The organism is Arthrobacter cavernae, from assembly GCF_017368795.1.
GTDB lineage: Bacteria > Actinomycetota > Actinomycetes > Actinomycetales > Micrococcaceae > Arthrobacter > Arthrobacter cavernae.
Map to the genome: position 1 here is coordinate 231,604 of NZ_JAFNLL010000004.1, position 25,563 is coordinate 257,166.

Below are 25,563 nucleotides of genomic sequence, written 5' to 3' on the forward strand. Positions count from 1 at the left end.
CTTGGAAGCATGACTTTCAATCCCGCCACCTTCGTTTTCAGCCCGCAGGATACAGCCTCCGCCATCCGGGCCGCCACGGTCCTCCCGGCGCACAGGGAAAACGTCGAGTTCACCACCGAGGACGGCAAGGTGCTCCTCGGCGAGCTCGCCGTGCCGGAGTCGGGGGAGATCACCGCCACGCTCATCACGCTCCACCCGCTGCCAACGCACGGCGGCTTCATGGATTCGCACGTCTACCGCAAGGCCTCCTACCGGCTGCCCGCACTCGCCGGCGTCGCCGTCCTGCGTTTCAACACGCGGGGCACGCACTCTCCGCGCGGCACCAGCCAGGGCCAGTTCGAGGAAGGCATCGGTGAGCGCTACGACGTCGAAGCCGCCGTCCGCTTCGCCGTCGAACGCGGACTGCCGAACCGCTGGCTGGTGGGCTGGTCCTTCGGCACCGAACTGGCGCTGATGTACGGCGCCGTGGAGCCCGTGGCGTCGGCGATCGAGGGTGCGGTCCTGCTCTCCCCGCCGCTGCACCGCGCCACGGACGTGCACCTCAAGGAATGGAGCGCCTCCGGCAAGCCGCTCACGGTCCTCGTTCCGGAGCACGACGACTACCTCCAGCCCGCAGAAGCCGCTGAACGCTTCAGCCTGGTACCGCAGGCCAGGGTCCTCGGCGTGGACGGGGCCAAGCACCTCTGGGTGGGCGAGAAGTACGCTGCCCGGGTGCTGGATGAGATCGTCGACGACGTCACTGCGGCCGGTGCCGGTCCTGCGGGTCTTCCCCGGGAATGGGCCGGAGCGGTGGCCACGGCGCACTGAACCCTAGTGCCGGTCCTGGCGGGCGATGAACACCTCTTTGATCAGCAGCATGATGGCAGCCGCCGTCGGGATCGCGATCAAGGCCCCCAGCACGCCCAGCAGGCTGCCGCCGGCAATCACTGAAATCACGGCGACGGCGCCCGGCACGGCAACGGCGCGCTGCATGATGCGCGGGGAGATGAAGTAGGCCTCGAACTGGAGGTAGGCGAAATAGCATATCGCATAGATGATGGCCGTCTGCCAGCCCAGCGTCAGGGCCACCAGGATCACGACGATCGCGGCGATCATGCCGCCCACCAAGGGGATGAAGGCCAGCAGGGCCACCACGAAGGCAAGCAGGACACTGAACGGGACGCCCAGGATGCTCATGACAATGAAGGCGAAGAGCGCGTTGAGCAGGGCGACGCAGGCCTGGCCAATGACGTAGTTGCCCACCGAGCGGGTGATTTCCTCGGACAGGGCTTCGACGCGCGGGCGGCGCGACCTCGGAGCCAGCCGGTAGGCCCACGTCTTCATGGACGGCAGGGCGGCCAGGAAGTAGAGGCTCAGGACCAGCACGATGAGAGTGCCGAAGATCCCGTTGGCCACCGTTGAACCGAAGCCCACCACGCCGCCGAAAATGCCTCCCATGGCCTCGGGGTTCTTGACGAACTTGTCCAGTTCCGCCGTGATGCGCTCGCGGACCCCGAACTGGCTGTCCAGGGAACGGAAGAAATCGGAATCCAGGAATCCGCGGATCCAGTCGGGTGCCTGGCGGACGATCTCCGAGACCTGTTCCACGATGGTGGGGATCAGGGTGGCGAAGAATCCGGCGACGCCGAGCACAAGGGCGGAGACGGCGATGAGGATGCCGGCAGCCCGGGGCAGTTTGCGGCCCTCCAGCCAGCGCACCACGGGGTCCAGCCCCAGGGCGATGAACAGTGCCGCCACGATCCAGAGCAGCAGCTGTGCCGTGTTGATGCCGATGTAGTACAGCAGCAGCGCGGCACCTACGCCGGCCGTTCCCAGGAAGCCCACGTACAAGGGGTGCTGGGCCGAGATCTTCGGCCCGGGGGAGCCAAAGCGCTCCGCAAGGTCCGCGTCCTGGCCGGGCTCTGGCTTTTCCTCTTCGGGAGGCATCTCGAAGCGGACGCGGGTCCTGGCCCCGGGGATCGGCTGCCGCAGTTTGCGTGCGACGGAGGCCAGGCGTGCCTGGACGCCGTCGCCCCTGGTCCCGGAGCCTTCCGTGGACGCCGGCCCGTCAGCCGTGCCGGGCTGTTCGGCGGGGCTCGGGTGCTTGTGCTCGTTCACGGGAATCTGCTGCCTTTTCGCTCCGCGGCCATGCCCTCGGCAGGCCGGATTTCATGATCATCGCCACAGTACCAGCAGCCCCGAACGGCGCTTCCGCAGCGCCCTGGCGCGGCCTGGAATGCCCTTGCGCGCACGCCCGGATCAGGCTCCTTCGTAACAAAACGGTTACCCTAGAACTTCAACGACCGCTGATGATAGGTATTCCTGTGCGATTGAAGACTGCAGCCACACTGGCGCTGCTGGGCCTCCTGGCGCTGCTGGCCGGAATCGGCCAGCTGACCTTCTGGGCCCCCGCCGAGACCGTGACCGTTTCGACTCCCGGCGACATGAAAGCTGCCCCGCTGACCGTAATCGACGAGAAGCTGATTGCCCTTCACGACGGTCCGATGAAGGTCAGCATCAAGGGCGAAGGGAACTTCCTGGTGGCCACGGGCCGCCCGGACGACGTCGACGCCTGGGTTGGCAAGACCGCCCACAATACCGTGACGGGCGTGACCGAGGACCAGACGTCCCTCCAGGTCGCCGCCTCCGAAGGCGAGGCCACCGCGCCGGCCCCGGCAGGTTCGGATCTGTGGGTCACCGTGGAGAACGGCAGCGGCGAGCTGGACTACACCTGGAACCCGCCGGCCGGCGGCGACTGGTCACTGCTGCTGGCCAGCGACGGCACCAAGGCCGCGCCGTCGTCGATCTCCATGACGTTCCCCAACAAGGCGACCATGCCGTGGGCCCTGCCGCTCATCGTGCTGGGCATGCTCGTCATCCTGGCGGGCCTGGCGTTCCCGTTCCTTGCCCGGCTCATCAACGAGCGGCGGGGCAAGGGCAAGGGCCCGGACAATGAAACGCCCGACGGCGGAACCCCGCCCAACTGGTTCGGGCCGGAAAGTGCCGGGACGGCCGCCGAGGAAGGGCCCGGGAGCCGCCGCGGCCGGGCCGCAGGATCCAACGGACAGGCGCTGCGCGTATCCCTCGCCGCCGGTCTGGCAGCCGTGCTTGTTGCCGGCTCCGCCGCAGGCGCACAGGCCACCACGACGCCCGCGCCGAGCCCCGGCACGGCTCAGGCCAGTTCCTTGGCCGCTGCCGAGGAAGCGCCCGCCGTGCCCGTGCTGCTGGACGCCCAGCTCAAGCGGGTCCTGGAGCAGGTAGCCAGCGCAGTCGCCGCGGGAGACGCTGCCCGCGATGCTGCCAAGCTGGCGCCGCGCGTGGACCAGATGGAACTGCAGGTCCGCACCCAGAACTACAAGATCCGTTCGTCGGTATCCGCCTACGAGGCCCGCATGCCCGTCCAAGCGGGCAAGCTGCTCAGCAGCGTGGTCACCACCCAGCGGAGCTGGCCGCGCACCGTGCTGGCCGTGACCCAGGGTGAGGGCAATGTGGTTCCCCAGGTCCTGACGCTCACCCAGGCCTCGCCGCGGGAGAACTACAAGCTCACCGCCAGCGCCCCGCTGCAGCCCGGGACCACCTTCCCGTCCATTCCCCTCGACGGCACCGCTTCCGTTGACCCCGCAGGCAAGGACGGGCTGGCGTACAGCGGAACCGAGGCCCTCGCGGCCCTCGCGGACCGCCTGACGAACGCAGAGTCCGCTTTCAAGGACAAACTGGTCGAAACTGGCTCCTCGCCGTACATCGCAGGCGCCCTGGCCTACCAGGCGGACACGATCACGGCCGGGACCAGCGCAACCTTCAAGGTCACGCACACGCCGGTGCCGGCGTTGACGTCCGTCCTGCGGACCTCCGACGGCGGTGCCCTGGTGATCGGGCGGCTCGACTTTGCGCTTGACGGCACCCCGAAGGCCTCCGGCGACAAACTGTTGCTGGACGATGACTCCGCAGTGTTCGCGGGCGGCAAGGAAACCACCACGGGCATGGTCCTGACCTTTGCCGAGTCCGTGGCGGTCTACATCCCGCCGGCCGGTTCGACCGAACCCATGAAGCTGGTTGCCGCCACGCGCGGCCTGGTGGGTGCCAGCTTCAAGTAGGACATGAAGCTGCCCTGGCAGCGGCTAGAGTTGACCGTATGAGTTCGCCCGGATCCCGTCCCGTCACTCCAGCCGCTGCCAGCCAGCTCAACCTGCGCGGCGCCGTCGACCTCTCGTCGCTGAGGCGCCCGGCGCCCGCCCCACCGGCACCGTCCGCCGCGCCGGTGCCTGCGAGAAACGGCAGTGCCCCCACCGAACCCCCGGCTGCCCGCTCGCCGCTCCGCGTCGATGCCGGCGAAGAGAACTTCCAGGACCTCGTGCAGCTTTCTGCCCAGGTTCCGGTGGTCTTTGTCCTGTACTCGCACTATGCGCCGGAATCGCCGGCACTGCTGGCCACCATGGAGCAGATTGTCGAGGGCTTTGCCGGCAGGCTGGTGCTCGCCGCGGCCGACGTCGACGCCTTCCCCCAGCTGGCCCAAGCCTTCCAGGTCCAGGCAGTCCCCACCGCCGTCGCCGTCCTCAAGGGGCAGCCGGTTCCGCTTTTCCAGGGTGCCGCCGAGGAGGAGCAGGTGCGTCCGCTCCTCGATGAACTCCTCAAGGTTGCCGAAGCCAACGGTGTGACCGGAAGCATCGGCGGAGCCGGTGCGCAGGCCCCTGCCGAGGCGCCCCCGCTCGCGCCGCTTCACCAAGCCGCCTTCGACGCCATCGAGGCCGGCGACTATGCCGCAGCCGCCACCGCCTTCCGGCAGGCACTCGCCGAGTCGCCCGCCGACGCCGAGGCCAAGGCCGGGCTGGCCCAGGTGGAACTCATGGGCCGTCTCGAACGGCTCTCCGCCCCCGAGGCCGAGGCGCTGCGCCAGCTGGCAGCCCAGGAACCCGACAATCCCGAAGCGCAGCTTGGCGTGGCCGATCTGGACATCTCAGGCGGGCATATCGAAGACGCCTTCAACCGGATCATCACGTACATTGGCCGCAACTTCGGCGCCGAGCGGGAAACCGCCCGAGTCCGCCTGCTGGAGCTCTTCGACGTCGTGGGCACCTCCGATGAACGGGTTGCCAAGGCGCGCCAAGGGCTCGCCCGGGTCCTGTTCTAGTGGCCCCATCCGCACTCTTCACGCCGCTCCAGCTGCGTTCGCTCACCCTTCCGCACCGCGGCTGGGTCTCGCCCATGTGCCAGTACAGCTGCCATCCCGAAACCGGCGAGGGCGTGCCGAACGACTGGCACCTGATGCATCTGGGCTCCTTTGCCACCGGCGGTGCCGCGCTGATCCTCACCGAGGCCGCCGCCGTGAACCCTGCCGGGCGGATCAGCCCCCTCGACGCCGGGCTGTACTCGGACGCGCAGGCGGTGGCCTGGGAACGGATGGTGCACTTCGTCCACCGGCACAGTGCCGTGGACGGCAAGATCGGCGTCCAGCTGGCACATGCGGGCCGGAAGGCCTCCACCTACTGGCCGTTCTCCGGGACGTCCGGTTCCGTTGGGGCGTCCGACGGCGGCTGGACCACCGTGGGACCGTCCACTGAAGCTTTCGACGGCTACGCGGTTCCCGAGGCCATGGGCGAGGAAGACATCCAGGGCGTCATCGCCGACTTCGCCGCAGCCGCCACGCGGGCCGTGGACGCGGGCTTCGACACCGTGGAAATCCACGGCGCGCACGGCTACCTCCTGCACCAGTTCCAAAGCCCGCTGATCAACACCCGCACGGACGCCTGGGGCGGCAATGAAGAGGGCCGGAACCGGCTCATGCTTGCCGTGGTGGACGCCGTCCGAGCCGTCATTCCGGACTCCATGCCCCTGCTGCTGCGCATCTCGGCCTCCGACTGGGCCGACGGCGGCGTGGACATCGACGCCTCGGTGCGGCTTGCCCGGACCGCGGCCGAACACGGCGTGGACCTGGTGGATGTCTCGAGCGGGGGAGCCGTGGCGCACCAGGAGATCAAGCTCGGCCCCGGATACCAGGCCGGGTTTGCCGAGCAGATCAAGCGGGAAGCCGGGGTGCCCACCGGGGCCGTGGGGCTGCTGACGTCGCCCGGGCAGGCCGAGGCGATCGTGTCCCAAGGCCGGGCCGACGCCGTCTTCATGGCACGCGCCGCCCTGCGCGACCCGCACTGGTGGCTCCGGGCAGCCCACGAGCTGGGCCACGGGATCGAGTGGGTTCCCCAGTACCAGCGGGCGATTCCCCGGCACGGATTCTAGGCCCCGAGGCTAGGCTTGGAGCCATGACTGACGCGAGCAGCGATCCCGCTTCCGTTCCTTCGCCCGGACAGCCCGCGCCGGCTCTTTCGATCCGGGGCCTGGCCAAGCGCTTCGGCGGGAAGATCGCAGTCGACGGCATCAGCCTGGACGTCCCGGCCGGTTCCTTTTACGGCATGGTGGGCCCCAACGGTGCGGGCAAGACAACCACCCTCTCAATGGCGACGGGGCTCCTGCGCCCGGACTTCGGCACGGCACTGGTCCACGGCACCGATGTCTGGTCCGAGCCGCTGGAAGCCAAGAAGCTCATGGGCGTGCTGCCCGACGGCGTGCGCCTCTTCGACCGGCTGACGGGCGAACAGCTGGTCAGCTATGCGGGACTGCTGCGCGGCATGGACCGCGGGACCGTCCGCTCCCGCGTGCCCGAGCTGCTGGCCGCACTTGACCTTGGAGCCGACGCCGGCACGCTCGTGGTGGACTATTCCGCGGGCATGACCAAGAAGATCGCGCTGGCGTCGGCCCTCATCCACGCGCCCCGCCTGCTGGTCCTGGATGAGCCGTTCGAATCCGTGGATCCCGTCTCGGCCACGAACATCCGCGGCATCCTGGACAGCTACGTGGCCTCCGGCGGAACGGTGATCGTTTCCAGCCACGTCATGGACCTGGTGCAGCGTATGTGCAGCCACGTGGCTGTGGTTGCCGCCGGCCGGGTACTGGCGGCCGGGCCGGTGGACGAGGTGCGCAACGGCTCCACGCTGGAGGACCGCTTTGTGGATCTGGTCGGTGGCGGACGCCGGACAGAGGGGCTGGAATGGTTGCGCACCTTCTGAGCCTGAAATGGCGCCTGCTGCTCAATGGCTTCAAACGAAGCCCCGGACAGCTCATCGGCATGGCCATCGGCGGCCTGTACGCGGCGGGCACCGTGCTCACCCTGCTTGTGGGCCTGGTGGCGCTCCGCTGGGCCGACGCCGAAATCGCCCAGACCGTGGTGGTCCTGGGCGGTGCGCTGGCCATGCTCGGCTGGCTGGTGGTGCCGTTTCTGGTCTCTGCGGCCGACATGACGCTGGACCCGGCGCGCTTCACCACCTCGGCCATACCGGCGCCCCAGTTGCTGGCTGGCTTGGCCTTGGCCGGTTTCATTGGCTTGCCGGGCCTGTCCACGGCGCTGGTCTCGCTGGCAACGGTGGCAAGCTGGTGGCGCAGTGTCCCGGCGGTTGCCGGGGCGTTGCTCGGCGCCGCACTGGGGGCCTTGAGCTGTGTGGTGTTGTCCAAGGTGGTTACAACTGCCACGGCAAGCCTGGCGTCCTCCCGCCGCTACAAGGACGTCAGCAGCCTGGTCATTTTCGTGCCGCTGGTGCTCATGGGGCCGGTCGTTGCGGGGGTGGCGCAGGGACTGGCCGGTTCCTCGGACTACCTGCCGGGACTGGCCAAGGTCATTTCCTGGACTCCGCTGGGGGCCGCGTGGTCCCTGGGCGGTGATCTTGAAGCAGGGGACGCCGGCGCTGCCGGGCTCAAGTTCCTGGTCGCCGTGGCAACCCTGGCAGGGCTGTTCCTCTGCTGGCACCTCCTGCTGCAGCGCGCGCTGGTGACGCCACCGTACGCGGGCGGAACCTCCCGCAAGGGCGGCAGGCTCGGCCTGTTTGCCCTGCTGCCGGCGACGCCGACCGGTGCCGTGGCCGCCCGCTCACTCAGCTACTGGTTCCGGGACCCCCGCTATGCCGGTTCGCTGGTGGTGGTCCCGCTGCTGCCCGTCATCTTCCTGTTCTCCAGCGCGCAGTCCGGCAGTTACGTGATGCTGTCCGTCCTGGCGCCCATGACCGCGTTCCTGCTGGCATGGTCCATTTCGGCCGACACATCCTACGACAACACGGCATTCGCCCTGCACCTGGCCGCGGGCGTCCGGGGCATCCACGACCGACTGGGCCGCGCCCTGGCCTGCCTGGCGATCTCCTTGCCGGTGGTGCTCCTGTTCGTGATCGGGCCGTTCTTCATCACGGGGGACTGGGCGTGGCTGCCCAACATCATGGGTCTCTCCCTCGGCATGCTCTTCACGGGGCTCGGCCTGTCCTCGGTGGTTTCGGCCAGGTACACCGTGGCCGTGCCGCTGCCAGGCGACAGCCCCTTCAAGAAGCCCCCGGGCAACGTGGCCCAGACCCTGGCCGTGCAGTTCGGCGGGATGGGTGTCCTGCTCCTGCTGGTCGCGCCGGAGCTTGGCCTGACGATCGCGCAGGCGCTGACCGGCAACCCGGTGCCGGGGTGGATCAACCTCGTGGTGGGGCCGGTCCTGGGCCTTGTACTGTTTGCTGTGGGCGTGCGGCTGGGCGGGAAATGGCTGGACGCCCGAGGTCCTGAACTCTTTGCCCAGCTGACCGTGAACCGTTGACGGCGACGGCGGGACCTCCCGCCGTCGGGCGCCCTCGCAGGCGCCGCACCCAGCCTCTTGTTCAATTGTGTTCAACAATGGAGAAGTTGTGGGACATGGGATAACCTCTTATCAGATCCTGAACGTAATTTTCGACACAGAAAGGCCGTGACGATGGAAGTTGTCATCCTGCCAGGCAGCAAGCAGATCGGCGCCCTTGCCGCGGACGCCATCGAGGCACTGCTGCGCCGCAAGCCCAACGCAATCCTGGGCCTGGCGACGGGCTCCTCGCCGCTGCCCATCTACGACGAACTCGCCCGCCGCCATGAGCAGAAGGGCCTGGACTTCAGCCAGGCGCACGGCTTCGCCCTGGACGAGTACGTCGGCCTCGAGCCCGGCCACCCGGAGTCCTACCGGGAAGTCATCCGGCGCGAGTTCACCAACCGCGTGAACATCAAGCCGGAAAACGTCCACGGCCCGGATGGTGCGGCCCAGGACATCCTGGCCTCATGCCAGGCCTACGAGGACGCCATGAAGGCCCTGGGCGGGGTGGACCTGCAGATCCTCGGCGTCGGCACCGACGGCCACATCGGCTTCAACGAGCCCGGCTCCTCCCTGGCCTCGCGTACGCGCATCAAGACCCTGATCGAGCAGACCCGCAAGGACAACGCCCGCTTCTTCAAGAGCATCGACGACGTCCCGCACCATGTGATCACACAGGGTCTGGGCACCATCATGGATGCCCGGCACGTGGTGCTGGTCGCCACGGGCGCGCAGAAGGCCCAGGCCGTCCGCGACTTCGTGGAGGGTCCCGTGTCCGCCATCTGCGCCGCGTCCGTGCTCCAGCTCCACCCGCACGCGACCATCCTGATCGACGAGGCCGCGGCTTCCTCGCTCAAGCTGGCCGACTACTACCGGCACACCTACGACAACAAGCCGGAGTGGCAGGGCCTCTGACGGCCAGGCTCCAGCGGCTAAGATGGATGCCATGACTACGCTGCCTCCGGATCCATTCGAAAACGACCCCATGCGCGAGCTTTCCGGAGCCGGCACTTCCACTGCCACCATCGAGCGCGAGGAAGTGCGCCAGGAAGTGGAGCCCGGCGACCGTGAGCGCTTCTCGCACTACGTCCGCAAGGAAAAGATCATGGAGTCGGCCATGACCGGCGAACCCGTGATTGCCCTGTGCGGCAAGGTGTGGACGCCGGGCCGCGATCCTCAGAAGTTCCCCGTGTGCCCTGAGTGCAAGGAAATCTACGACGGCCTGCGCCCCGGAAACGACGGCGGAGACAAGGGCAGCGGCTCGGGCAACTCCAAGTAGTGGGCGGGGGCGCGCTTTCTCCTGCCCTCCGGCCCCTGACCATCGGCATCCTTGCCCTGGTCAGCTGCGTCGCCTTCGAAGCCATGGCCGTGGCGACGGCCATGCCCCTTGTGGCGCGCGAACTTGATGGTGAATCCGCCTACGGGCTGGCCTTCTCGCTGTTCCTGACCGCGTCGCTGGTGGCGACCGTGGCTGCCGGGGCGTGGTGTGACCTCAAAGGTCCCCGGCCGGCGCTGCTTGCTGGCCTGGCCCTGATCTGCGGGGGCCTGCTGGTCTCCGGCTTCGCCACGGCGTTTGCCGTCATGGCCCTGGGACGTGCCGTCTCCGGCCTCGGCGGGGGGCTGCTGATCGTGGCACTCTACGTGATCATCGGCGAGGCCTATCCTGCCCGGCTCCAGGCCGTGGTTTTCGGCTGGATGGCCGCGGCCTGGGTGCTGCCGTCCCTGATCGGCCCGCTGCTGGCCGGCTACCTGGCCGAAAGCGTCGGCTGGCGCTGGGTGTTCCTGGGTGTCATGCCGGTCATTGCCCTGTCCCTGGCCCTGGTCTGGCCGCGGATCAGCTCCCTCGGCGCTCCGCAGCACGCGAGCATGGATGCCGCGACGGGCCGGCGCCGCAGCCTGCTGGGTGCGGTGCTTGCTGCCGGTGTCTTTGTGGTCCAGTGGGCCGTCCACGCCCTGGCCGAGGGCCTGGAGTGGCACCTGCCCGTGGCCATTGGGGCCGGCGTGGTGGCCGTGGCCCTGACCGTGCCCAGGCTCCTGCCCGCCGGTACCGTGGTGCTCAAGCGCGGACTGCCCAGCGTCATGGTCACCCGTGCCCTGCTGGCCCTGGCCTTCTTCGGTGCCGAGGCCTTCATCCCGCTCATGCTGGTCACCGCCCACGGCCTGGATGCCGCGGTGGCCGGGCTGGCCCTGACCGGCGGCGCGCTGGGCTGGTCGGTGGGCTCATTCCTGCAGAGCCGGGTTAAGATTGAACGGCACCGGATCCTGGTATTCGGCGCAGCGGTGGGAGGCCTATCCATTGGCGCCCTTTCCCTCCTGTCTGGCCAGGGCAGCCCCTTGTGGCTTGTCATGCTGGCCTGGACGATGACCGGAACGGTCTTGGGGGCCGCTTTTTCAACGACGTCGGTCCTGGTGCTGAACCATTCGGCCCCGGACGAACGCGGCCGTAACTCGGCCTCACTGCAGTTGGCGGACCAGCTCGGCGCAGTCATGGGAACTGCCGGAGCCGGTGCGCTGTTTGCCGCTCTTCGCGATCCGGCGCATCCGGAACAGATTGGTGTTTTTGTGGCTATTTGGGTTTCGCTGGCAGCAGCGGCCTTGTTCGGCATCGTGGCGGCCGCCCGCAGCGGCGTACCTTCGGGCTTGCCCGGTGCACGGATTGTCGAATCCAGGCAGGGGGAGTCTGCATGACCGAAACACTCTTTGGCGGGCCGTCGCTTCCTCCGGCGTACCCGGAACGCGCTGCGTGGGGCACCGCCCCGAAGCTCCGCGCCTGGCAGCAGGAGGCGCTGGATCTCTACCTGCGGACCAGCCCACGTGACTTCCTCGCGGTCGCCACCCCCGGCGCCGGCAAGACCACGTTCGCCCTGCGCATCGCCACCACCCTGCTGGACAGCGGCGCGGTGAACCGCGTGACGATCGTGGCGCCCACCGACCACCTCAAGCGCCAGTGGGCAGATGCGGCCGCGAAGGTCGGCATCGCCATCGACCCCAACTTCAAGAACTCCGACGGCCAGCACGGCCGCGGCTTTGTGGGCGTCGCCGTGACGTACGCCCAGGTGGCCAGCAAGCCCATGCTGCACCGGGCCAAGACCGAAGCCGCCCGTACCTTGGTCATCCTCGACGAAATCCACCACGGCGGCGAGGCCCTGTCCTGGGGCGACGGACTGCGCGAGGCCTTCGACCCGGCGGCCCGCCGCCTCTCGCTGACCGGTACGCCGTTCCGCTCGGACACCTCGCCCATCCCGTTCGTGGAGTATGCCGAGGACCGCGACGGCATCCGCCGCTCCAAGGCCGACTACACGTACGGCTATGGCAACGCCCTCCGCGACCACGTGGTCCGGCCCGTGATGTTCATGGCGTACTCCGGCCAGATGCGCTGGCGCACCAGCGCCGGTGATGAGATGGCGGCCTCCCTGGGCGAAGCCGCTGTCACCAAGGACATCACCTCGCAGGCCTGGCGTACGGCCCTGAACCCGGGCGGCGAATGGATCCCGGCGGTCCTGGCGGCGGCCGACAAGCGGCTCAGCGAGGTCCGCCGCTCGGTGCCCGATGCCGGCGGCCTGGTGATCGCCACGGACCACGAGGACGCCCGCGCCTACGCCGGGCAGCTGAAGAAGATCACCGGGCAGTCGCCCACGGTCATCCTCTCGGACGACTCGAAGGCCTCCCACAAGATCGAGGAGTTCACCGCCAGCGAGAAACGCTGGATGGTGGCCGTCCGCATGGTGTCCGAAGGCGTGGACGTTCCGCGCCTGTCCGTGGGCGTGTACGCCACGTCCACGTCCACGCCGCTGTTCTTCGCCCAGGCCGTGGGACGCTTTGTGCGTGCCCGCAAGCGCGGCGAGACGGCCTCGGTGTTCCTGCCGTCGGTGCCGCCGCTGATGGCACTGGCCAACTCCATGGAGGCCGAGCGGGACCACGCCCTGGACCGTCCGGGGAAGGAAGACGCCGACGGCCTCTTCAACCCGGAAGACAGCCTCATGGCCGAAGCCAACCGCGAGGACAAGGCCTCCGACGAGCTCACCAAGGGCAAGTTCGAGGCCCTCGACTCACAGGCGTCCTTCGACAGGGTGCTGTTCGACGGCGGCGAGTTCGGCACCGGCGCGGACATCGGTTCCGAGGAGGAACTGGACTTCCTCGGCATCCCCGGCCTGCTCGACGCCGAACAGGTGGGCACGCTGCTGCGCCAGCGCCAGCACGAGCAGCAGTCGCGCAAGAAGCGCCAGTCGCCGCTCGCGGCGGCCGCGGCGCCGCCGCCCGTTCCGGATCACCGGATGCTGACGGATCTGCGCAACGAGCTCGCCAAGAACGTGGCCGCCTGGTCGGCCCGGACGGGCACACCGCACGGCGTCATCCACACCAAGCTCCGCGAAGTGTGCGGCGGCCCTGCCGTGGCGCAGGCCAGCGAAGTGCAGCTGCAGACGCGCCTGCGCAAGCTCCAGGACTGGTTCATCGGCCGGAAGTAATGCCGTAGCCGTAGTACCCGGGGGCAGGGGTTGCCGGAGCCCCGCCGAAGTCCACGGTCTTGAGCATGTCGTCGAAGGACGAGAGGAAGGCCTGGTCGGGGAAGGCATTGTCAAAGCGTGCCCAAGCCAGGAGCGGCTTGCCGTTGACCTTCATGGCCGCCAGCCTGAGCGTGAGGTCGGGCTGCAGGCCGAAACACTCCTCGGTCCGGTCCACGCCCTTAGCCGGGCAGCCGAGGGCGCCGTCCATGGGAGCCGGGGTTGTTGCCGTCATGATGACGGCCTCGACCCCGTCCATCCGCAGGCTTGACTGATCCGTGTACACGCCACCATGGTCGGCGAGTCCGCGGATGTATCCTACGAAGTCCTCGGGCGGCGGCACGGGCGCGGAACTGCCGGGAGGATAGACCTCAACGGGCACCAGGAACCGGATTCGATTGTTTCGGTTGTCCCGGGACGTCCACGTCAGGATTCCCGGTGTGTCCAGCTCAGGAACAGCGCCCAAGACGGGATCCACTCTCACTGTGAGCGGAACCGAGAAATTCTTAGAGGTATAGTCGTGCGGTCCGGCGGATGTTGCCGTACCGCCTGGCGGAGTGGAAGTTCCTGTTCCGGTAGGCGGCGCGGAGCAGGCCGACACGGCCAGAACCACGGCCGCGGCGGCACATCCGAGAATGGTTGTTTGCTTGCGCATCGTTACCCTCCCGACCCAGCCTGTTCAGTATGGCACTGCCGGCGGGCGATTGGGAGGGCACGGTCAGTCCCGTTCGACCTCGACGCCGTTCTCTTCCATCTCGGCGTACGCGGCCTCGAGGTCGTCCGCGATTCCGGCGGTAAGCTCGCCGAGGACCGTCACGGAGTAGCCCGCCTGGACCGCATCCAGGGCCGTGGCCATCACGCAGTAGTCCGCGGCGATGCCCACCACCACAACCTCTTCCACGCCGTGGCTCTGCAGCCAGTCGTCCAGGCCGATGGCGTCCTCGTCCAGGGTCTCGACCGCGGCAGCACCGGCCTTGAGGTCACCGCTGGGCACCTCGTCCTCGGGGGCAAGCACGCCTTCGAAGCCGGAGTAGGCCGCGGTGAACTGGCCCTTCCGGAAGTAGGCCTGGATGTATTCGGTATCCAATCCGGGGTGAAGTTCGGCGCCCTTCGTTCCGGCCTTGCAGTGCTGCGGCCAGGAGTCCACCATGTCCGGTTCCTCCGAGAAGTGGTCTCCCGGCTCGATGTGCCAGTCCTGGGTGGCCACGATGTGGTCGAAGTGCTGGTGGTTGGCGTCCACGTATTCGGTGATGGCGGAGGCAACGGCCGCGCCGCCTGCAACGGCCAGCGAGCCGCCCTCGCAGAAATCGTTCTGGACATCGACAATGATCAGGGCCCGGGACATCAGTCCTCCTCGTACACGGTGGGGATTGCAGGCTCGCCGCGCTGCAAGCGGTTGACCACTGCGGGCAGCTCGGCCATGGTGGCTGCGTGCCGTTCCTGGGCGCGGACCACACCTTCGTGGCCGGTCCAGCCGGGGAGGACTTCGCCGTTCTTGATGAACTGCTGCAGCAAGGAGCGGTCGTTGCCGTCGTCCTCCGGGCGGTGCCCGATGCCCACGATTTCCTGGGCGGCAGTGCCGCGTTCATTGAGCCGGCGCAGGGCGTACTTGCGGCCGCCCATGCTGGCCTTGTTCTTGGCTGTCTTCGCCACCGAGACGAACTCGCCGGCGTCGTTGGTGCGGCTGACCAGCTTGTAGACCATGCTGGCGGTGGGTGCGCCGGAACCCGTGACGAGGGACGTGCCCACGCCGTAGGCGTCCACGGGGGCGGCCTGCAGGGCGGCGATCGCGAATTCGTCCAGATCGGACGTGACCACAATGCGCGTGTTGACGTTTCCGAGTTCGTCGAGCAACTGGCGCACCCACTGGGCCTGCGCGATCAGGTCGCCGGAGTCCAGGCGTACGGCGCCGAGTTTATCCCCTGCGAGTTCGACGGCGGTCCGCACGGCGGTCTCGACGTCGTAGGTGTCCACGAGCAGCGTGGTTCCCGGGCCGAAGGCGGCGATCTGGGCCTCGAAGGCCTCGCGTTCAGTGTCGTGCAGGAGTGTGAAGGAATGGGCAGCCGTGCCCACCGTTTTGATGCCGTAGCGGTGCCCGGCCTCGAGGTTTGACGTGCTGGCAAAACCGCCAATCACGGCGGCCCGCGCGGCCGCCGTCGCGGATTCCTCCTGGGTGCGGCGCGAGCCCATCTCGATGCACGGCCGGCTGCCGGCCGCCGTCGTCATGCGCGAGGCAGCGGAGGCAATGGCGCTGTCGTGGTTGAGCACGGAGAGGATGTAGGTCTCCAGGATGCAGGCCTCGGCGAAGGTGGATTCCACGATCAGGATGGGGGAATAGGGGAAGTAGGCCTCGCCTTCGGCGTAGCCCCAGATGTCGCCGCTGAACCGGTAGTTGGCCAGGTAGTCAAGGGTCTCCCGGTTAACCACGGCGTTGCGCTCCAGGAACTCCAGCTCGGAGTCGCCGAAGCGGAAGTCGGCGATCCCCTCCAGGAGCCGGCCCGTTCCTCCCACTACGCCGTAGCGGCGTCCGTCCGGGAGCCTGCGCGCGAAGGCCTCGAACACCGAGCGGCGATGCGCGGCGCCCGAATGCAGGGCGGCCTGGAGCATGGTTAGCTCGTAGTGGTCGGTGAACAAGGAGGTGCGGGGATGCTCCCACGTGGTGGATCTACTCACGAATTCACTCTAGTGCGAGCGGCCATAGAATGGACAGATGACCCCAAGCGTTGCGTTCGGCACTGCCATCGGCACTGATACAGATGAGCGGACGGAGACTGCCCAGCAGGCGTCCACCGATGTCCTGACAGCTCCGGACATCCCCTGGAACCTGGTGATCTGGAACGATCCCGTCAACCTCATGAGCTATGTGAGTTTCGTGTTCCAGAGCTACTTCGGCTACTCGGAGGCCAAGGCCAACAAGCTCATGATGGAGGTCCACAAAAAGGGCCGCTCCATCGTGGCGCACGGCAGCAAGGAACAGGTGGAACAGCACGCGGTGGCCATGCATGGCTTTGGGCTGTGGGCCACCGTGGAGAAAGCCGCCAGCGGCAACGACGCCCCCGGAAAGGACGGCAGCACGCGTGGCTAAGGCATTCAAATACGGGTTCAAGGGCATCACCGGATACCTCGAACACGCAGAGCGGGAGCTCCTGCGTGGCCTCCTGAACGACGTCATCTCCATGCTCGAGACGGAGTCGCGCGAGGACGAGGACCCGCTGGCGGCGCTGATCGGGCTGGACATGGATGTCCAGGAACCAAGCGACCGCGCCCTGCTGCGGCTCCTGCCGAACGCCATGAAGGACGACGACGCCGGGTCCCTGGAGTTCCGCCAGCTCACCGAACGCTCCGTCCGGGAAAGCAAGATCGGCGCCCTGCGCGCCACGGCCCTGGGCCTGGACAAGGATGAGCTCCTGTTGTCGGCGGAGGACGCCCGCCGCTGGTCCATGGCCCTCAACGATGTGCGCCTGGTGCTGGCCGAGCGGCTGGACATCCGCGACGAAGCCGACGCCGACCATATCCACAGCATGCAGGACTGGTCCCAGGCCGAGGACGTGGAGAGCTACCTGGCCCTCGTCTACAACTTCACCACCTGGCTGCAGGAGTCGCTGGTGCAGTCCATGCTGGCCGCACTGGAGCGCAAATCCTGAAGCGCAAGCACCCCGGCATGTGACAAAACAGACATGAGGCGGGGGCCACAGGTGATGGCTGCAACAGGGGCAAAGCCTTATTCTCGAATAATCATGAGTTCAGCATCGGGCAAGGCGAGCGCCGCATCGGCGGCAATGGAATCCCCAGACAACACCACGGCCGCAGGCCAGCTGGGCTCCCGCCCGATCGGCATCTTCGATTCCGGTGTGGGCGGCCTGACCGTGGCCAGGTCCATCATCGACCAATTGCCCAACGAATCCATCCTCTACGTTGGCGACACCGCCAACGGCCCCTACGGCCCGCTCCCCATCGCCGAGGTCCGTGCCAGCGCCCTTGGCGTTATGGATGAACTGGTGGACTCCGGCGTGAAGCTGCTGACCATCGCCTGCAACTCGGCCTCCGCCGCCGTCCTCCGGGACGCCCGCGAACGCTACACCGCCCGCTACGGCATCCCCGTCATCGAGGTCATCCAGCCCGCGGTCCGCCGCGCGGTGTCCGCCACCCGCAGCGGCCGGATCGGTGTCATCGGCACCTCGGCCACGGTCGGCTCGCGGGCCTACGAGGACACCTTCGCCGCCGCCCCGGACCTTGCCATCACCTCCGTGGCCTGCCCGGAGTTCGTCAGCTTCGTCGAAGCCGGGATCACCACCGGGCCCGAGCTCCTGGCCGCCGCCAACAGCTACCTGGAGCCGCTCAAGGCCGCCGGCGTGGACACGGTGGTGCTCGGCTGCACGCACTACCCGCTGCTGACCGGCGTCATTTCCTTCGTCATGGGGGAGTCCGTCACCCTCGTCTCCAGCGCCGAGGAAACCGCAAAGGATGTCTACCGGGCCCTGGCCACCCACGGCATCCAGCGGTCCGAAGCCAGTGCACCGAGGCACGACTTCGTGGCCACCGGGGACGCCGGAGAGTTCGAGACACTCGCCCGCCGCTTCCTGGGCCCGGAGGTATTGTCCGTCCAGCACGTGGACCATGTGGCTGCGCAGTACCCCACGGGCAGCCTCGCCCGGATCACCCCTGAAATGCTCGAGGCGGCCCGCGCCGGTTCCGGGCACAGCCGCCGTTCCAACTTCGTGGAGTCCACCGCGGGCCTCAACGCCGCGGGCCTCAATGCGGTGTCCGGGCGTGGCCTGTGAAACTGACCATTGTGGGCTGTACGGGATCATTCCCCGGCCCTGGCTCGCCGGCGTCGTGCTACCTGGTGACGGCCCACGACGGCGAACGCCAGTGGAAGATCGTCATGGATCTGGGCAGCGGAGCCCTCGGCGCGATCCAGCGCTACACGGACCTGGAGGACATCGACGCGATCTTCCTGACCCACCTGCACCCGGACCACTGCATGGACCTGTGCGGACTGCACGTTGCCGTGCGCTGGAAGCCGGGCGGCTGGGGCCGTGGCCGCATTCCCGTCTGGGGACCGGCAGCGACGGCGGACCGCATGGCCACCGCCTATGGCCTGGAGCTTGACCCGGGCATGCATGAGGAATTCGACTTCACGAACTGGACCGAACGCGAACCAGTCACGGTGGGTCCCTTCACCGTGACCCCGTTCGCCGCCAACCACCCGGTGGAGGAGGCCTACGCCCTGCGGGTGGAAGCCACCGAGCCGGGCAAGGACGGCGTCCCCGTGACCCGCGTGCTGACTTACTCGGGAGACACCGATTCCTGCCAGGGCCTGGAGGATGCCGCCAAGGACGCGGACCTGTTCCTGTGCGAGGCGGCCTTCGAGGAAGGCCGGGACGACGAGATCAAGGACGTGCACCTCACCGGCAAGCGTGCCGCCGAGGCCGCCACGAATGCTGGCGCCAAGCGGCTGCTGCTGACCCACATCCCGGTCTGGACCTCCCAGACGAAGGTCATGGCCGACGCCAGGCCGGCGTTCGCCGGTGACGTGGCGGTTGCCGTGGCCGGCGTGCACTACACCGTCTAACCACACGCTGTAGCCGCGCCGGCGGCAGGCGCGCGTACCGCACGGCCGGGCCTCCGGCGTCGGGCGCCCGTGCCGGGTGACTAAGCTTGTCGTATGACTTCTGAAGCAACAACCGCCCCCGTCATCCGCGCCGATGGCCGCGCCCCCGACCAACTCCGCCCCATCAGCATCACGCGCGGCTGGTCCAAGCAGGCCGAGGGCTCGGCGCTCATCGAATTCGGCAACACCCGGGTGCTGTGCACGGCGTCGCTGACCGAGGGCGTGCCGCGCTGGCTCAAGGGCGAAGGCCGCGGCTGGGTCACCGCCGAATACGCCATGCTGCCGCGGGCCACGAACACCCGCTCCGACCGGGAGTCCGTCAAGGGAAGGATCGGCGGCCGCACGCACGAGATCTCCCGGCTGATCGGCCGCTCGCTGCGCTCCATCATCGACACCAAGGCCCTGGGCGAGAACACCATTGTGCTGGACTGCGATGTGCTCCAGGCCGACGGCGGCACCCGGACCGCCGCGATCACCGGCGCCTACGTGGCGCTCGCCGAGGCCATCCGCTTCGCCCGCGAAAACAAGATGATCGCCAAGAACGCCCAGCCGCTCATCGACACGATCGCGGCCGTGTCCGTCGGCATCATCGACGGCGTCCCCATGCTGGACCTGCCCTACGTGGAAGACGTCCGCGCCGAAACCGACATGAACGTGGTGGTGACCGGCTCCGGCAAGTTCGTCGAGGTCCAGGGCACTGCCGAGGGCGCCCCGTTCGACCGGGACGAGCTCAACGCCCTGCTCGACCTTGCCCTGCTCGGCACCACCCAGCTGTCCGCCATCCAGCGCGAGACCCTGGCCGAAGCCCCGTGAGCGAGGCGACTGCGGCCCCCCGGCTCGTCCTGGCGACGCATAACAAGGGCAAGCTGAAGGAGCTCCGTGAGCTCCTGCGCGGCCAGGTTCCGGGGCTCGACGTCGACACCCAGGTGGTGGACGCCGCCGCGGCAGGTGCCCCCGACGTCGCGGAGACCGGGGTGACCTTCGCCGAGAACTCTCTGCTGAAGGCGCGCGCCGTGGCCGAGGCCACGGGGCTGGTGGCCATCGCCGACGATTCCGGGCTCTCCGTGGACGTCCTGGGCGGTGCCCCGGGCATCTTCTCGGCCCGCTGGTCCGGGACGCACGGCGACGACGCCGCCAACCTCAACCTCCTGCTGGCCCAGCTTTCCGACGTGCCGGACTCGCACCGAGGTGCCGCATTCGTGTGCGCCGCGGCCCTGGCAGTGCCGGAGGCCGCGGGGGCCCGCGAAGTGGTCGAATACGGCCAGCTCGAAGGGACGCTGTTGCGCGAACCCCGCGGGGCCGGTGGTTTCGGCTACGACCCGGTCCTGCAGCCTCTGGGCATGGACCGCAGCTGCGCCGAACTGAGCTCCGAAGAGAAGAACGCGATCAGCCACCGCGGCAAGGCCTTCCGTGCCTTGCTCCCGGCGATCGTGGCGGCGCTGCAGTAGCCGGTTCCGGAGGAAAGAGTCTCAAACAAGAAAGGCACCCCGCGTGGGGTGCCTTTCTGCTGTACGGGGCCTTGGTTTGTCGAGGACCTCAGTGCTCTCTGTGCTTGCTGGACTCGTGCTCCTCGATGAACTCCTCCACGGGGTCCGTGCCCAGGGCGGCGGCCTTGCGCTTGGCGAAGAAGCCGCGGGCAACCTCGATGACCACAGGGATCACCGAGAGCAGCACGATCACGATGAAGATGATGTCGATGTTGTCGCCGACCCATGCGAACTGGCCGAGCCATGCGCCGAGCAGGGTGACGCCGCCGCCCCAGAGGACGGCGCCGATGACGTTGAAGATGAAGAACTTGCGCTTGTCCATCTGGGCCACGCCCACGATCACGGGGACGAAGGTGCGGATGATCGGCACAAAGCGGGCCAGGATCAGGGCCTTGCCGCCGTGCTTTTCGAAGAAGGCGTGCGCGCTTTCAACGTTCTCGCGCTTGAACAGCTTGGAATCGGGCTTGTTGAAGATGGCAGGCCCGGCCTTGGATCCGATCAGGTAGCCGGTCTGGTTGCCGATGATGGCCGCGACGATGATCATCGCGCACATGGCCCAGAGGTTGAACTGAATGGCCCCTGTGGAAACCAGCAGACCGGCGGTGAAGAGCATGGAGTCGCCGGGCAGGAAGAACCCGACCAGGAGGCCGGTTTCGGCAAAGACGATGGCGCAGACGAGTACAACCACCCAGGGCCCAAGCGGGGAGTCGCGGAGGAATACATCAGGGTTCAGCCAGTCAGGCAGGAACGAGGCCATGTGCGGCTGCACCGGTCCCGCGCCCCCGATGGTGGATACGGCAAAGTCGCTCATCGCAGAAAAGATCACTGATCAAGCCTACTTGACGGCCGGCGTCGGGGGCTCTTGACAGGACGGCGTCCTTGCCGAGGAAGCCCAGGTGCCGTCCACCAACGAGTTTGCCGCCTTCCACCGGATCAATCCGGCCACGGCAGCCAAAGGCGTGAACCTCCTGGTCGACGGGGGAATTCTTTACAAACGGAGGGGAATCGGCATGTTCGTGGCCACTGGAGCGCGGGCCGCGTTGATCGCGAGGCGCACCGAGGAATTCTATGAGCAATACGTCAGGCCGCTAACGGCTGAAGCCCGCAAACTGGGCATCACCACTGAGCAGCTGAACACCATGATCCACCGCGGCACCGGACTGGCCGTGGATCCGGAACCGAACAAGGAAAGGAGCGCGGCACTGTGAACAGCACCGTCGTGGAAGCACGGAATCTCAGCAAGCGCTACAAAGATGTGCTGGCCCTGGACGACGTCAGCCTGAGCATCACGGCCAACAGGATTTACGGACTGCTGGGACGCAACGGCGCCGGCAAGACCACGCTGATGTCAATCCTCACCGCGCAGGCGTTCGCCAGTTCGGGGGAGGCCGCCGTGTTCGGGACCAGCCCGTACGAGAACGACGCCGTACTGTCCCGGCTGTGCTTCATCCGGGAATAGCTCTCGGCGGTCGGGGTGATCATCGGCCTCGCCTCGCGCGCGGAGTTGACGTTCTTCGATGAGCCATACCTGGGGCTCGACGCCGTGGCGCGGCAATTGTTCTACGACCACCTCGTGGCGGACTACGCCCTGCATCCGCGCACCGTGATCCTGTCCTCGCACCTGATCGACGAGGTGTCCAAGCTCCTGGAGCATGTAGTGGTCATCGACCGGGGCCGGATTATCACGGATGCCGATGCGGACACCATCCGGGGATCCGCTGTCACGGTATCCGGCTCGGCCGACAAGGTGGACTGCTTCCTGGCCGGTCGCAGGATCCTGCACCGCGAAACGCTCGGGAGCCTCGCCTCGGTCACCGTGGAAGAGGCACTTACTGCCCGGGAGCGCGCAGAGGCAATGGAGCTGGGCCTTGAACTGACCCCCGTATCGCTGCAGCAGTTGGTGGTCCGCAAGACCATGGCAAAGACCGGTGAGCAGGTGCCGCGGGATGTTGAGCCCTTCGACGCCGACAATGCGATGGAGGCAAGGCGATGAGCAGGGTTGTTGCAGTGGCCCGCATGCAGTTGATCAACAAATGGGCCTACGTAGGAAATCCCCTCCTGATCCTGGGCGCCGCGTTCCTGCTGTCCCTCGCGATATTTGCGCTGGTCCCCGTCGATGAAGCCAAATACGGGGGTGGCAGCCAGGCGCCGCTGTGGTATTTCGTGTTCCTTGGAATCCAGAGCATGACGCTGGTCTTTCCCTTTTCGCAGGGGCTGAGCATCAGCCGGCGCGCCTTCGGCGTGCTGGTATCCACCCTGGGCACTGTGGCCATCCTTATCGGCATCGCGGCACTGTCCACCCTGTACCTGTGGTGGGGGAGCATCGGAGGTTGGTTTGCGCAGCAGACGCCACTCAGTATCAGTGCTTGGACCGCCCTGCTGTGTGTCGCGCTCGCCGCCGGATCCTACCTGACCCTTCGCAGGGCAACGCCCTGATGTAGCGTTCGCCACAAACAAGGCCGAAGGGGCCGTCCCGCCGCGATTCCCGGCAAGGGGCGGCCCTTGCCAGCTGTAATCTTGTGCAGTGGCATTGGACTTTACGGCGATCGACTTTGAAACAGCCAACGGATTCCGGGGGTCCCCGTGCTCCGTCGGACTGAGCAAGGTCCGCGGCGGGGTGGTGGTGGAAGAGGCCTCCTGGCTCATGCGGCCGCCGGAGAACCACGACCACTTCGAGTTCCACAACACCCGCATCCACGGCATCCGTGCCGAAGACGTTGCCGGCGCCCCGCGGTTCGGCGAGCTCTTCCCCGAGATCGGCGCGTTCATCGGCGGCGACGTCCTGGCAGCCCACAACGCCGCCTTCGACCTCGGCGTGATCCGCTCGGGCCTGGAAGTGTCAGGCCTCGCCGGCCCGGCCTACGAATACGTCTGCACCGTCATGCTGGCCAGGCGCTGCTATTCGTTGGTATCCAACTCGCTGCCGTACGCGGCCGAGGAAGCCGGCGTCCCCTTGCTCAACCACCACGACGCCGCCGAGGACGCCCGCGCCTGCGCCGGGATCCTGATCGATATTGCCCGCCGCAACAACGCCAACAGCGTCGCCGAGCTCTACCTGTCGCTGGGGCTGTCCCTGCCCAGGCAGCAGGCCTTCGATCCCCGGGACGGACTCTCCAAACCCACCCTTGCCGCGCTCGCAGGACGCGGCGGGGGAGCCCCGGCCGGCAGCCCGTTCGAACGGAGCTTGGAAGACCGCGCGGTGCGCCGCTCGGCGTGGCCCGAAGAAGGCCCCAACCCGCTGCCGAATCCGGTGGCCGAGCCCGGGCACCCGCTCTTCGGGCAGACGGTCGTGTTCACCGGTGACCTCGCGATGGCCCGGGCCGAGGCCAAGGTCCGTGCCGCCGAGATGGGCGCCAGCCCCGAAAGCCGGGTGACGGCCCGCACCACGGTGCTGGTGGTGGGCGATGGCTTCGTGGCGGGGGACTTGCGCGCCGGACGCCTTACCGGGAAGGCCCGCCGGGTCCTGGAACTCCACGGCCGCGGCCAGCAGATCGAAGTCGTGTCCGAGGGCGAGTTCCTGCAAATGGTGGGCGGCAGCTGAGCCGGCGGTCATACGGAGCAACAATGCTTCTCTGCGGAGCCCGGCGCTCCTAGCCTTGATCCATGCGCAACACTGAACAGGCCAAAGCCGCTGTTTCCGCCACCCCGGGCGGCGGCGTCGACTGGCGTGCGGTCTTTGCGTTCCCGAACCCCGTCAACGAGTACGCCGCCCGGATCACCGCAGGCCTCGTGGTCCTGCTGGCCGTGGCGACGCTGCTGAGCGGTTTCGGCTGGGGCCTGGTGCTCATCGCGGCCGGCTTCTGGCTGCGCGTGCTCTTCGGCCCCCGGATTTCACCGCTGGCCCTGCTCTCCGTCAAGGTCCTCGCGCCGCGCATCGGCCATGCCCGCCTGGTGGCGGGCCCGCCCAAGCGCTTCGCGCAGGGGATCGGCGCCGCACTGACGACGGCCGCCGTCGTGCTTTACTTCACCGGCTTCGCGCCGGCGGCCTGGATCCTGCTGGGTCTGCTGATCGTTGCGGCGTCGCTGGAAGCGTTCGTCGGTTTCTGCCTTGGCTGCGTGATTTTCGGCTTCCTGCAGCAACGCGGGTTGATTCCCGAGGACATCTGCGAGGCCTGCAACAACATCACGCTCCGCCAGTCCTGAGCGCCGGCCCTCCTAGCCCGTGGTCACGGCGAGCAGCCGCTCTGCCATCCCGCGGATCACCTCGGGGCCTTCGAGTGCCTGCAGCCAGTCGGCTGGCAGTGCCTCCTCGCCGTACAGGGCGCCGAGGATGTTCCCCGCGATCGACGCGGTGGAATCGCTGTCCCCGCTGTGGTTCACGGCGACGCCGATGGCCTTCCGGAAATGCTCGGCCGGGCTCGCGCCCTCGGTTGAGAGCACCGCATAGAGCCCGACGGCGAGTGCTTCCTCTGCCACCCAGCCGTCGCCGAGTGCCGCGGTGAGTTCCTCGGGGGCCAGCACAGTGCCGGCAGCGCTGAGGGCCAGCGCGGCCTCCAGCCGTTCCGGCAGCTCGGGCGCCTTCGTGGGCACTCCGGACACATAGGAGAGGGCCTCGGACGCGGCCTCGCGGACCCCGCTGCCGGCAATGACGTGGTGGATCAGCAGGCTGAAGGCCGCGGCGCTGAGCCTGGCGGAGGGGTGCCCGTGCGTCAGGGACGCGGCATCGGAGCTGAGTTTGTAGACGGCTTCGCGGGAAATGTGCGGGATCAGGCCGAACGGAGCCGAGCGCATCACGGTGCCGCAGCCCTTGGACTCCGGATTCACGGGGCGGCCCACGGTCCCCATGGTCCCGCCGGACAGGCCGCTGAGGCAGCCGTTGCCGGGGGCCCGGCGGTGGCGCAGCACGTCCTGGGCATCGATCCAGCGCGGTTGCGGGACGGGCGCCGAAACTGGGACCGGAACGTCCTGCGTGGCAAGCCAACGGAGATAGGCCAGCCACAGGCAGGCGAGTTCATCGGCGGCCACGCCGTCGTTGGCCCACTCGAGCGCTTCCACCAGGCCGTCAACTGTGTACAGCGTCATCTGGGTGTCGTCCGAAAAGTGGCTGCCGCCGTCGAGCTGTCCGAAGGAGGTGAGCCCTGCGGCGCCGAAGCGTTCGCGGATGGCGTCGATCCCGTCGAACTCGACGGCGTAACCGAGGGAATCGCCCAGGGCGCCGCCCAGCAGACAGCCGTGGACGCGGGATTCGAAGGACGGCGGGGCGGACGGGAACGCTTCAACACTCATGCTTGTAATTTACCGTGGACGCCACGCAGGCGTTGACCCGCCGCTGCTAAGGTGGGGAGGCTGCCGCAGGGGCGGCCATGGCTCGATTGTCCAGTGTTGAGTGCCCTCATCAACGGTGATCGT

Annotated in this window: 25 protein-coding genes and 2 pseudogenes; 21 read left to right on the top strand and 6 right to left on the bottom strand. The window is 68.0% G+C overall.

All coding sequences use genetic code 11. From position 1 onward, the window contains the following. The first annotated feature begins 9 nt into the window (after positions 1 to 9). The gene (locus J1902_RS02890; protein ID WP_207614752.1) at positions 10 to 807 is read left to right on the top strand and encodes an alpha/beta hydrolase; all 798 of its coding nucleotides are present in this window, start codon (positions 10 to 12) and stop codon (positions 805 to 807) included. A 3-nt stretch (positions 808 to 810) separates the two neighbouring features. Here J1902_RS02890 and J1902_RS02895 read toward each other — a convergent pair whose 3' ends face one another. Continuing rightward, complete coding sequence (locus J1902_RS02895) at positions 811 to 1,992, bottom strand: AI-2E family transporter (RefSeq protein WP_242701547.1); 1,182 nt, start codon at positions 1,990 to 1,992, stop codon at positions 811 to 813. Between the two features lie 296 nt (positions 1,993 to 2,288). Here J1902_RS02895 and J1902_RS02900 point away from each other — a divergent pair, with 296 nt between their 5' ends. From J1902_RS02900 to J1902_RS02940, 9 genes are all read left to right on the top strand, one after another. Beyond that, on the top strand, positions 2,289 to 4,073 hold the full coding sequence (locus J1902_RS02900) for a DUF8094 domain-containing protein (RefSeq protein WP_207614754.1): 1,785 nt from the start codon (positions 2,289 to 2,291) through the stop codon (positions 4,071 to 4,073). Positions 4,074 to 4,111: 38 nt separating this feature from the next. Continuing rightward, entirely contained in the window at positions 4,112 to 5,107 is a 996-nt protein-coding gene (locus J1902_RS02905; protein WP_207614755.1) for a co-chaperone YbbN, read from the top strand. Next, positions 5,107 to 6,210: an NADH:flavin oxidoreductase/NADH oxidase gene (locus tag J1902_RS02910; protein ID WP_207614756.1), complete on the top strand. Its 1,104-nt coding sequence runs from the start codon at positions 5,107 to 5,109 to the stop codon at positions 6,208 to 6,210. Before J1902_RS02905 ends, J1902_RS02910 begins: the two co-directional genes overlap by 1 nt. Positions 6,211 to 6,233: 23 nt before the next feature. Then, positions 6,234 to 7,037, top strand: coding sequence for an ABC transporter ATP-binding protein (locus J1902_RS02915; protein ID WP_207614757.1), 804 nt, complete (start codon positions 6,234 to 6,236; stop codon positions 7,035 to 7,037). Next, positions 7,019 to 8,590 (top strand): transporter, encoded by a 1,572-nt coding sequence (locus J1902_RS02920; RefSeq protein WP_207614758.1) that lies wholly within the window; start codon positions 7,019 to 7,021, stop codon positions 8,588 to 8,590. The genes J1902_RS02915 and J1902_RS02920 overlap by 19 nt, the downstream gene beginning before the upstream one ends. A gap of 153 nt (positions 8,591 to 8,743) precedes the next feature. Continuing rightward, positions 8,744 to 9,526, top strand: a complete 783-nt coding sequence (nagB, locus tag J1902_RS02925) for a glucosamine-6-phosphate deaminase (protein WP_207614884.1) — start codon at positions 8,744 to 8,746, stop codon at positions 9,524 to 9,526. Between the two features lie 22 nt (positions 9,527 to 9,548). Continuing rightward, a complete protein-coding gene (locus tag J1902_RS02930) occupies positions 9,549 to 9,890 on the top strand; it encodes a DUF3039 domain-containing protein (RefSeq protein ID WP_207614759.1) in 342 nt (113 codons plus the stop codon). Continuing rightward, positions 9,890 to 11,299, top strand: coding sequence for an MFS transporter (locus tag J1902_RS02935; protein WP_207614760.1), 1,410 nt, complete (start codon positions 9,890 to 9,892; stop codon positions 11,297 to 11,299). Before J1902_RS02930 ends, J1902_RS02935 begins: the two co-directional genes overlap by 1 nt. Further along, complete coding sequence (locus J1902_RS02940; RefSeq protein WP_207614761.1) at positions 11,296 to 13,077, top strand: DEAD/DEAH box helicase; 1,782 nt, start codon at positions 11,296 to 11,298, stop codon at positions 13,075 to 13,077. Before J1902_RS02935 ends, J1902_RS02940 begins: the two co-directional genes overlap by 4 nt. On the opposite strand, the gene J1902_RS02945 is transcribed toward J1902_RS02940, so the two are convergent. The 3 genes from J1902_RS02945 to J1902_RS02955 form a co-directional block, all read right to left on the bottom strand. Beyond that, positions 13,061 to 13,579: a hypothetical protein gene (locus tag J1902_RS02945; RefSeq protein WP_207614762.1), complete on the bottom strand. Its 519-nt coding sequence runs from the start codon at positions 13,577 to 13,579 to the stop codon at positions 13,061 to 13,063. The two genes, J1902_RS02940 and J1902_RS02945, sit on opposite strands and share 17 nt — an antisense overlap. A 252-nt stretch (positions 13,580 to 13,831) precedes the next feature. After that, positions 13,832 to 14,458 (bottom strand): isochorismatase family protein, encoded by a 627-nt coding sequence (locus J1902_RS02950; protein ID WP_207614763.1) that lies wholly within the window; start codon positions 14,456 to 14,458, stop codon positions 13,832 to 13,834. Further along, on the bottom strand, positions 14,458 to 15,786 hold the full coding sequence (locus J1902_RS02955; RefSeq protein ID WP_207614764.1) for a nicotinate phosphoribosyltransferase: 1,329 nt from the start codon (positions 15,784 to 15,786) through the stop codon (positions 14,458 to 14,460). The genes J1902_RS02950 and J1902_RS02955 overlap by 1 nt, the downstream gene beginning before the upstream one ends. 37 nt (positions 15,787 to 15,823) lie before the next feature. On the opposite strand from J1902_RS02955, the gene clpS reads away from it, so the two are divergent. The 6 genes from clpS to rdgB all read left to right on the top strand — a co-directional run bounded on the left by clpS (position 15,824) and on the right by rdgB (position 20,175). Beyond that, positions 15,824 to 16,198, top strand: a complete 375-nt coding sequence (clpS, locus tag J1902_RS02960) for an ATP-dependent Clp protease adapter ClpS (RefSeq protein WP_207614765.1) — start codon at positions 15,824 to 15,826, stop codon at positions 16,196 to 16,198. Then, on the top strand, positions 16,191 to 16,757 hold the full coding sequence (locus J1902_RS02965; protein WP_207614766.1) for a DUF2017 domain-containing protein: 567 nt from the start codon (positions 16,191 to 16,193) through the stop codon (positions 16,755 to 16,757). The genes clpS and J1902_RS02965 overlap by 8 nt, the downstream gene beginning before the upstream one ends. Positions 16,758 to 16,850: 93 nt before the next feature. Then, the gene (murI, locus tag J1902_RS02970) at positions 16,851 to 17,894 is read left to right on the top strand and encodes a glutamate racemase (protein ID WP_242701515.1); all 1,044 of its coding nucleotides are present in this window, start codon (positions 16,851 to 16,853) and stop codon (positions 17,892 to 17,894) included. Next, positions 17,891 to 18,688 (top strand): MBL fold metallo-hydrolase, encoded by a 798-nt coding sequence (locus J1902_RS02975; RefSeq protein ID WP_207614767.1) that lies wholly within the window; start codon positions 17,891 to 17,893, stop codon positions 18,686 to 18,688. Before murI ends, J1902_RS02975 begins: the two co-directional genes overlap by 4 nt. Before the next feature lie 93 nt (positions 18,689 to 18,781). Then, entirely contained in the window at positions 18,782 to 19,540 is a 759-nt protein-coding gene (gene rph, locus J1902_RS02980; RefSeq protein WP_242701516.1) for a ribonuclease PH, read from the top strand. Continuing rightward, on the top strand, positions 19,537 to 20,175 hold the full coding sequence (rdgB, locus tag J1902_RS02985) for an RdgB/HAM1 family non-canonical purine NTP pyrophosphatase (RefSeq protein ID WP_207614768.1): 639 nt from the start codon (positions 19,537 to 19,539) through the stop codon (positions 20,173 to 20,175). The genes rph and rdgB overlap by 4 nt, the downstream gene beginning before the upstream one ends. Positions 20,176 to 20,263: 88 nt before the next feature. On the opposite strand, the gene J1902_RS02990 is transcribed toward rdgB, so the two are convergent. Further along, positions 20,264 to 21,025 (bottom strand): DedA family protein, encoded by a 762-nt coding sequence (locus J1902_RS02990; protein ID WP_207614769.1) that lies wholly within the window; start codon positions 21,023 to 21,025, stop codon positions 20,264 to 20,266. 58 nt (positions 21,026 to 21,083) lie between these two features. Here J1902_RS02990 and J1902_RS02995 point away from each other — a divergent pair. The 5 genes and pseudogenes from J1902_RS02995 to J1902_RS03015 all read left to right on the top strand — a co-directional run. Continuing rightward, a pseudogene (locus tag J1902_RS02995) lies at positions 21,084 to 21,422 on the top strand (GntR family transcriptional regulator); the annotation flags it as partial. Next, positions 21,419 to 22,207: pseudogene (locus J1902_RS03000) on the top strand (ABC transporter ATP-binding protein). The pseudogenes J1902_RS02995 and J1902_RS03000, both read left to right, overlap by 4 nt. Then, complete coding sequence (locus tag J1902_RS03005) at positions 22,204 to 22,650, top strand: hypothetical protein (RefSeq protein WP_207614770.1); 447 nt, start codon at positions 22,204 to 22,206, stop codon at positions 22,648 to 22,650. Before J1902_RS03000 ends, J1902_RS03005 begins: the two are co-directional and overlap by 4 nt. Positions 22,651 to 22,738: 88 nt before the next feature. Further along, positions 22,739 to 23,755 (top strand): 3'-5' exonuclease, encoded by a 1,017-nt coding sequence (locus J1902_RS03010; RefSeq protein WP_207614771.1) that lies wholly within the window; start codon positions 22,739 to 22,741, stop codon positions 23,753 to 23,755. A gap of 62 nt (positions 23,756 to 23,817) precedes the next feature. Continuing rightward, positions 23,818 to 24,357 carry a DUF4395 domain-containing protein gene (locus J1902_RS03015; RefSeq protein WP_207614772.1) on the top strand — a complete coding sequence of 180 codons (540 nt, stop codon included), beginning with the start codon at positions 23,818 to 23,820 and terminating at the stop codon, positions 24,355 to 24,357. A 12-nt stretch (positions 24,358 to 24,369) separates the two neighbouring features. Here J1902_RS03015 and J1902_RS03020 read toward each other — a convergent pair whose 3' ends face one another. After that, a complete protein-coding gene (locus J1902_RS03020) occupies positions 24,370 to 25,440 on the bottom strand; it encodes an ADP-ribosylglycohydrolase family protein (protein ID WP_207614773.1) in 1,071 nt (356 codons plus the stop codon). Between the last annotated feature and the right edge of the window lie 123 nt (positions 25,441 to 25,563).

Coding starts and splice junctions, on each gene's coding strand:
- J1902_RS02890 (WP_207614752.1), top strand. CDS start 10: ATGACTTTCAATCCCGCCACCTTCGTTTTCAGCCCGCAGGATACAGCC.
- J1902_RS02900 (WP_207614754.1), top strand. CDS start 2,289: ATGATAGGTATTCCTGTGCGATTGAAGACTGCAGCCACACTGGCGCTG.
- J1902_RS02905 (WP_207614755.1), top strand. CDS start 4,112: ATGAGTTCGCCCGGATCCCGTCCCGTCACTCCAGCCGCTGCCAGCCAG.
- J1902_RS02915 (WP_207614757.1), top strand. CDS start 6,234: ATGACTGACGCGAGCAGCGATCCCGCTTCCGTTCCTTCGCCCGGACAG.
- J1902_RS02920 (WP_207614758.1), top strand. CDS start 7,019: ATGGTTGCGCACCTTCTGAGCCTGAAATGGCGCCTGCTGCTCAATGGC.
- nagB (WP_207614884.1), top strand. CDS start 8,744: ATGGAAGTTGTCATCCTGCCAGGCAGCAAGCAGATCGGCGCCCTTGCC.
- J1902_RS02930 (WP_207614759.1), top strand. CDS start 9,549: ATGGATGCCATGACTACGCTGCCTCCGGATCCATTCGAAAACGACCCC.
- J1902_RS02940 (WP_207614761.1), top strand. CDS start 11,296: ATGACCGAAACACTCTTTGGCGGGCCGTCGCTTCCTCCGGCGTACCCG.
- J1902_RS02950 (WP_207614763.1), bottom strand. CDS start 14,458: ATGTCCCGGGCCCTGATCATTGTCGATGTCCAGAACGATTTCTGCGAG.
- clpS (WP_207614765.1), top strand. CDS start 15,824: ATGACCCCAAGCGTTGCGTTCGGCACTGCCATCGGCACTGATACAGAT.
- murI (WP_242701515.1), top strand. CDS start 16,851: ATGAGTTCAGCATCGGGCAAGGCGAGCGCCGCATCGGCGGCAATGGAA.
- rph (WP_242701516.1), top strand. CDS start 18,782: ATGACTTCTGAAGCAACAACCGCCCCCGTCATCCGCGCCGATGGCCGC.
- J1902_RS02990 (WP_207614769.1), bottom strand. CDS start 21,025: ATGAGCGACTTTGCCGTATCCACCATCGGGGGCGCGGGACCGGTGCAG.
- J1902_RS03005 (WP_207614770.1), top strand. CDS start 22,204: ATGAGCAGGGTTGTTGCAGTGGCCCGCATGCAGTTGATCAACAAATGG.
- J1902_RS03015 (WP_207614772.1), top strand. CDS start 23,818: ATGCGCAACACTGAACAGGCCAAAGCCGCTGTTTCCGCCACCCCGGGC.
- J1902_RS03020 (WP_207614773.1), bottom strand. CDS start 25,440: ATGAGTGTTGAAGCGTTCCCGTCCGCCCCGCCGTCCTTCGAATCCCGC.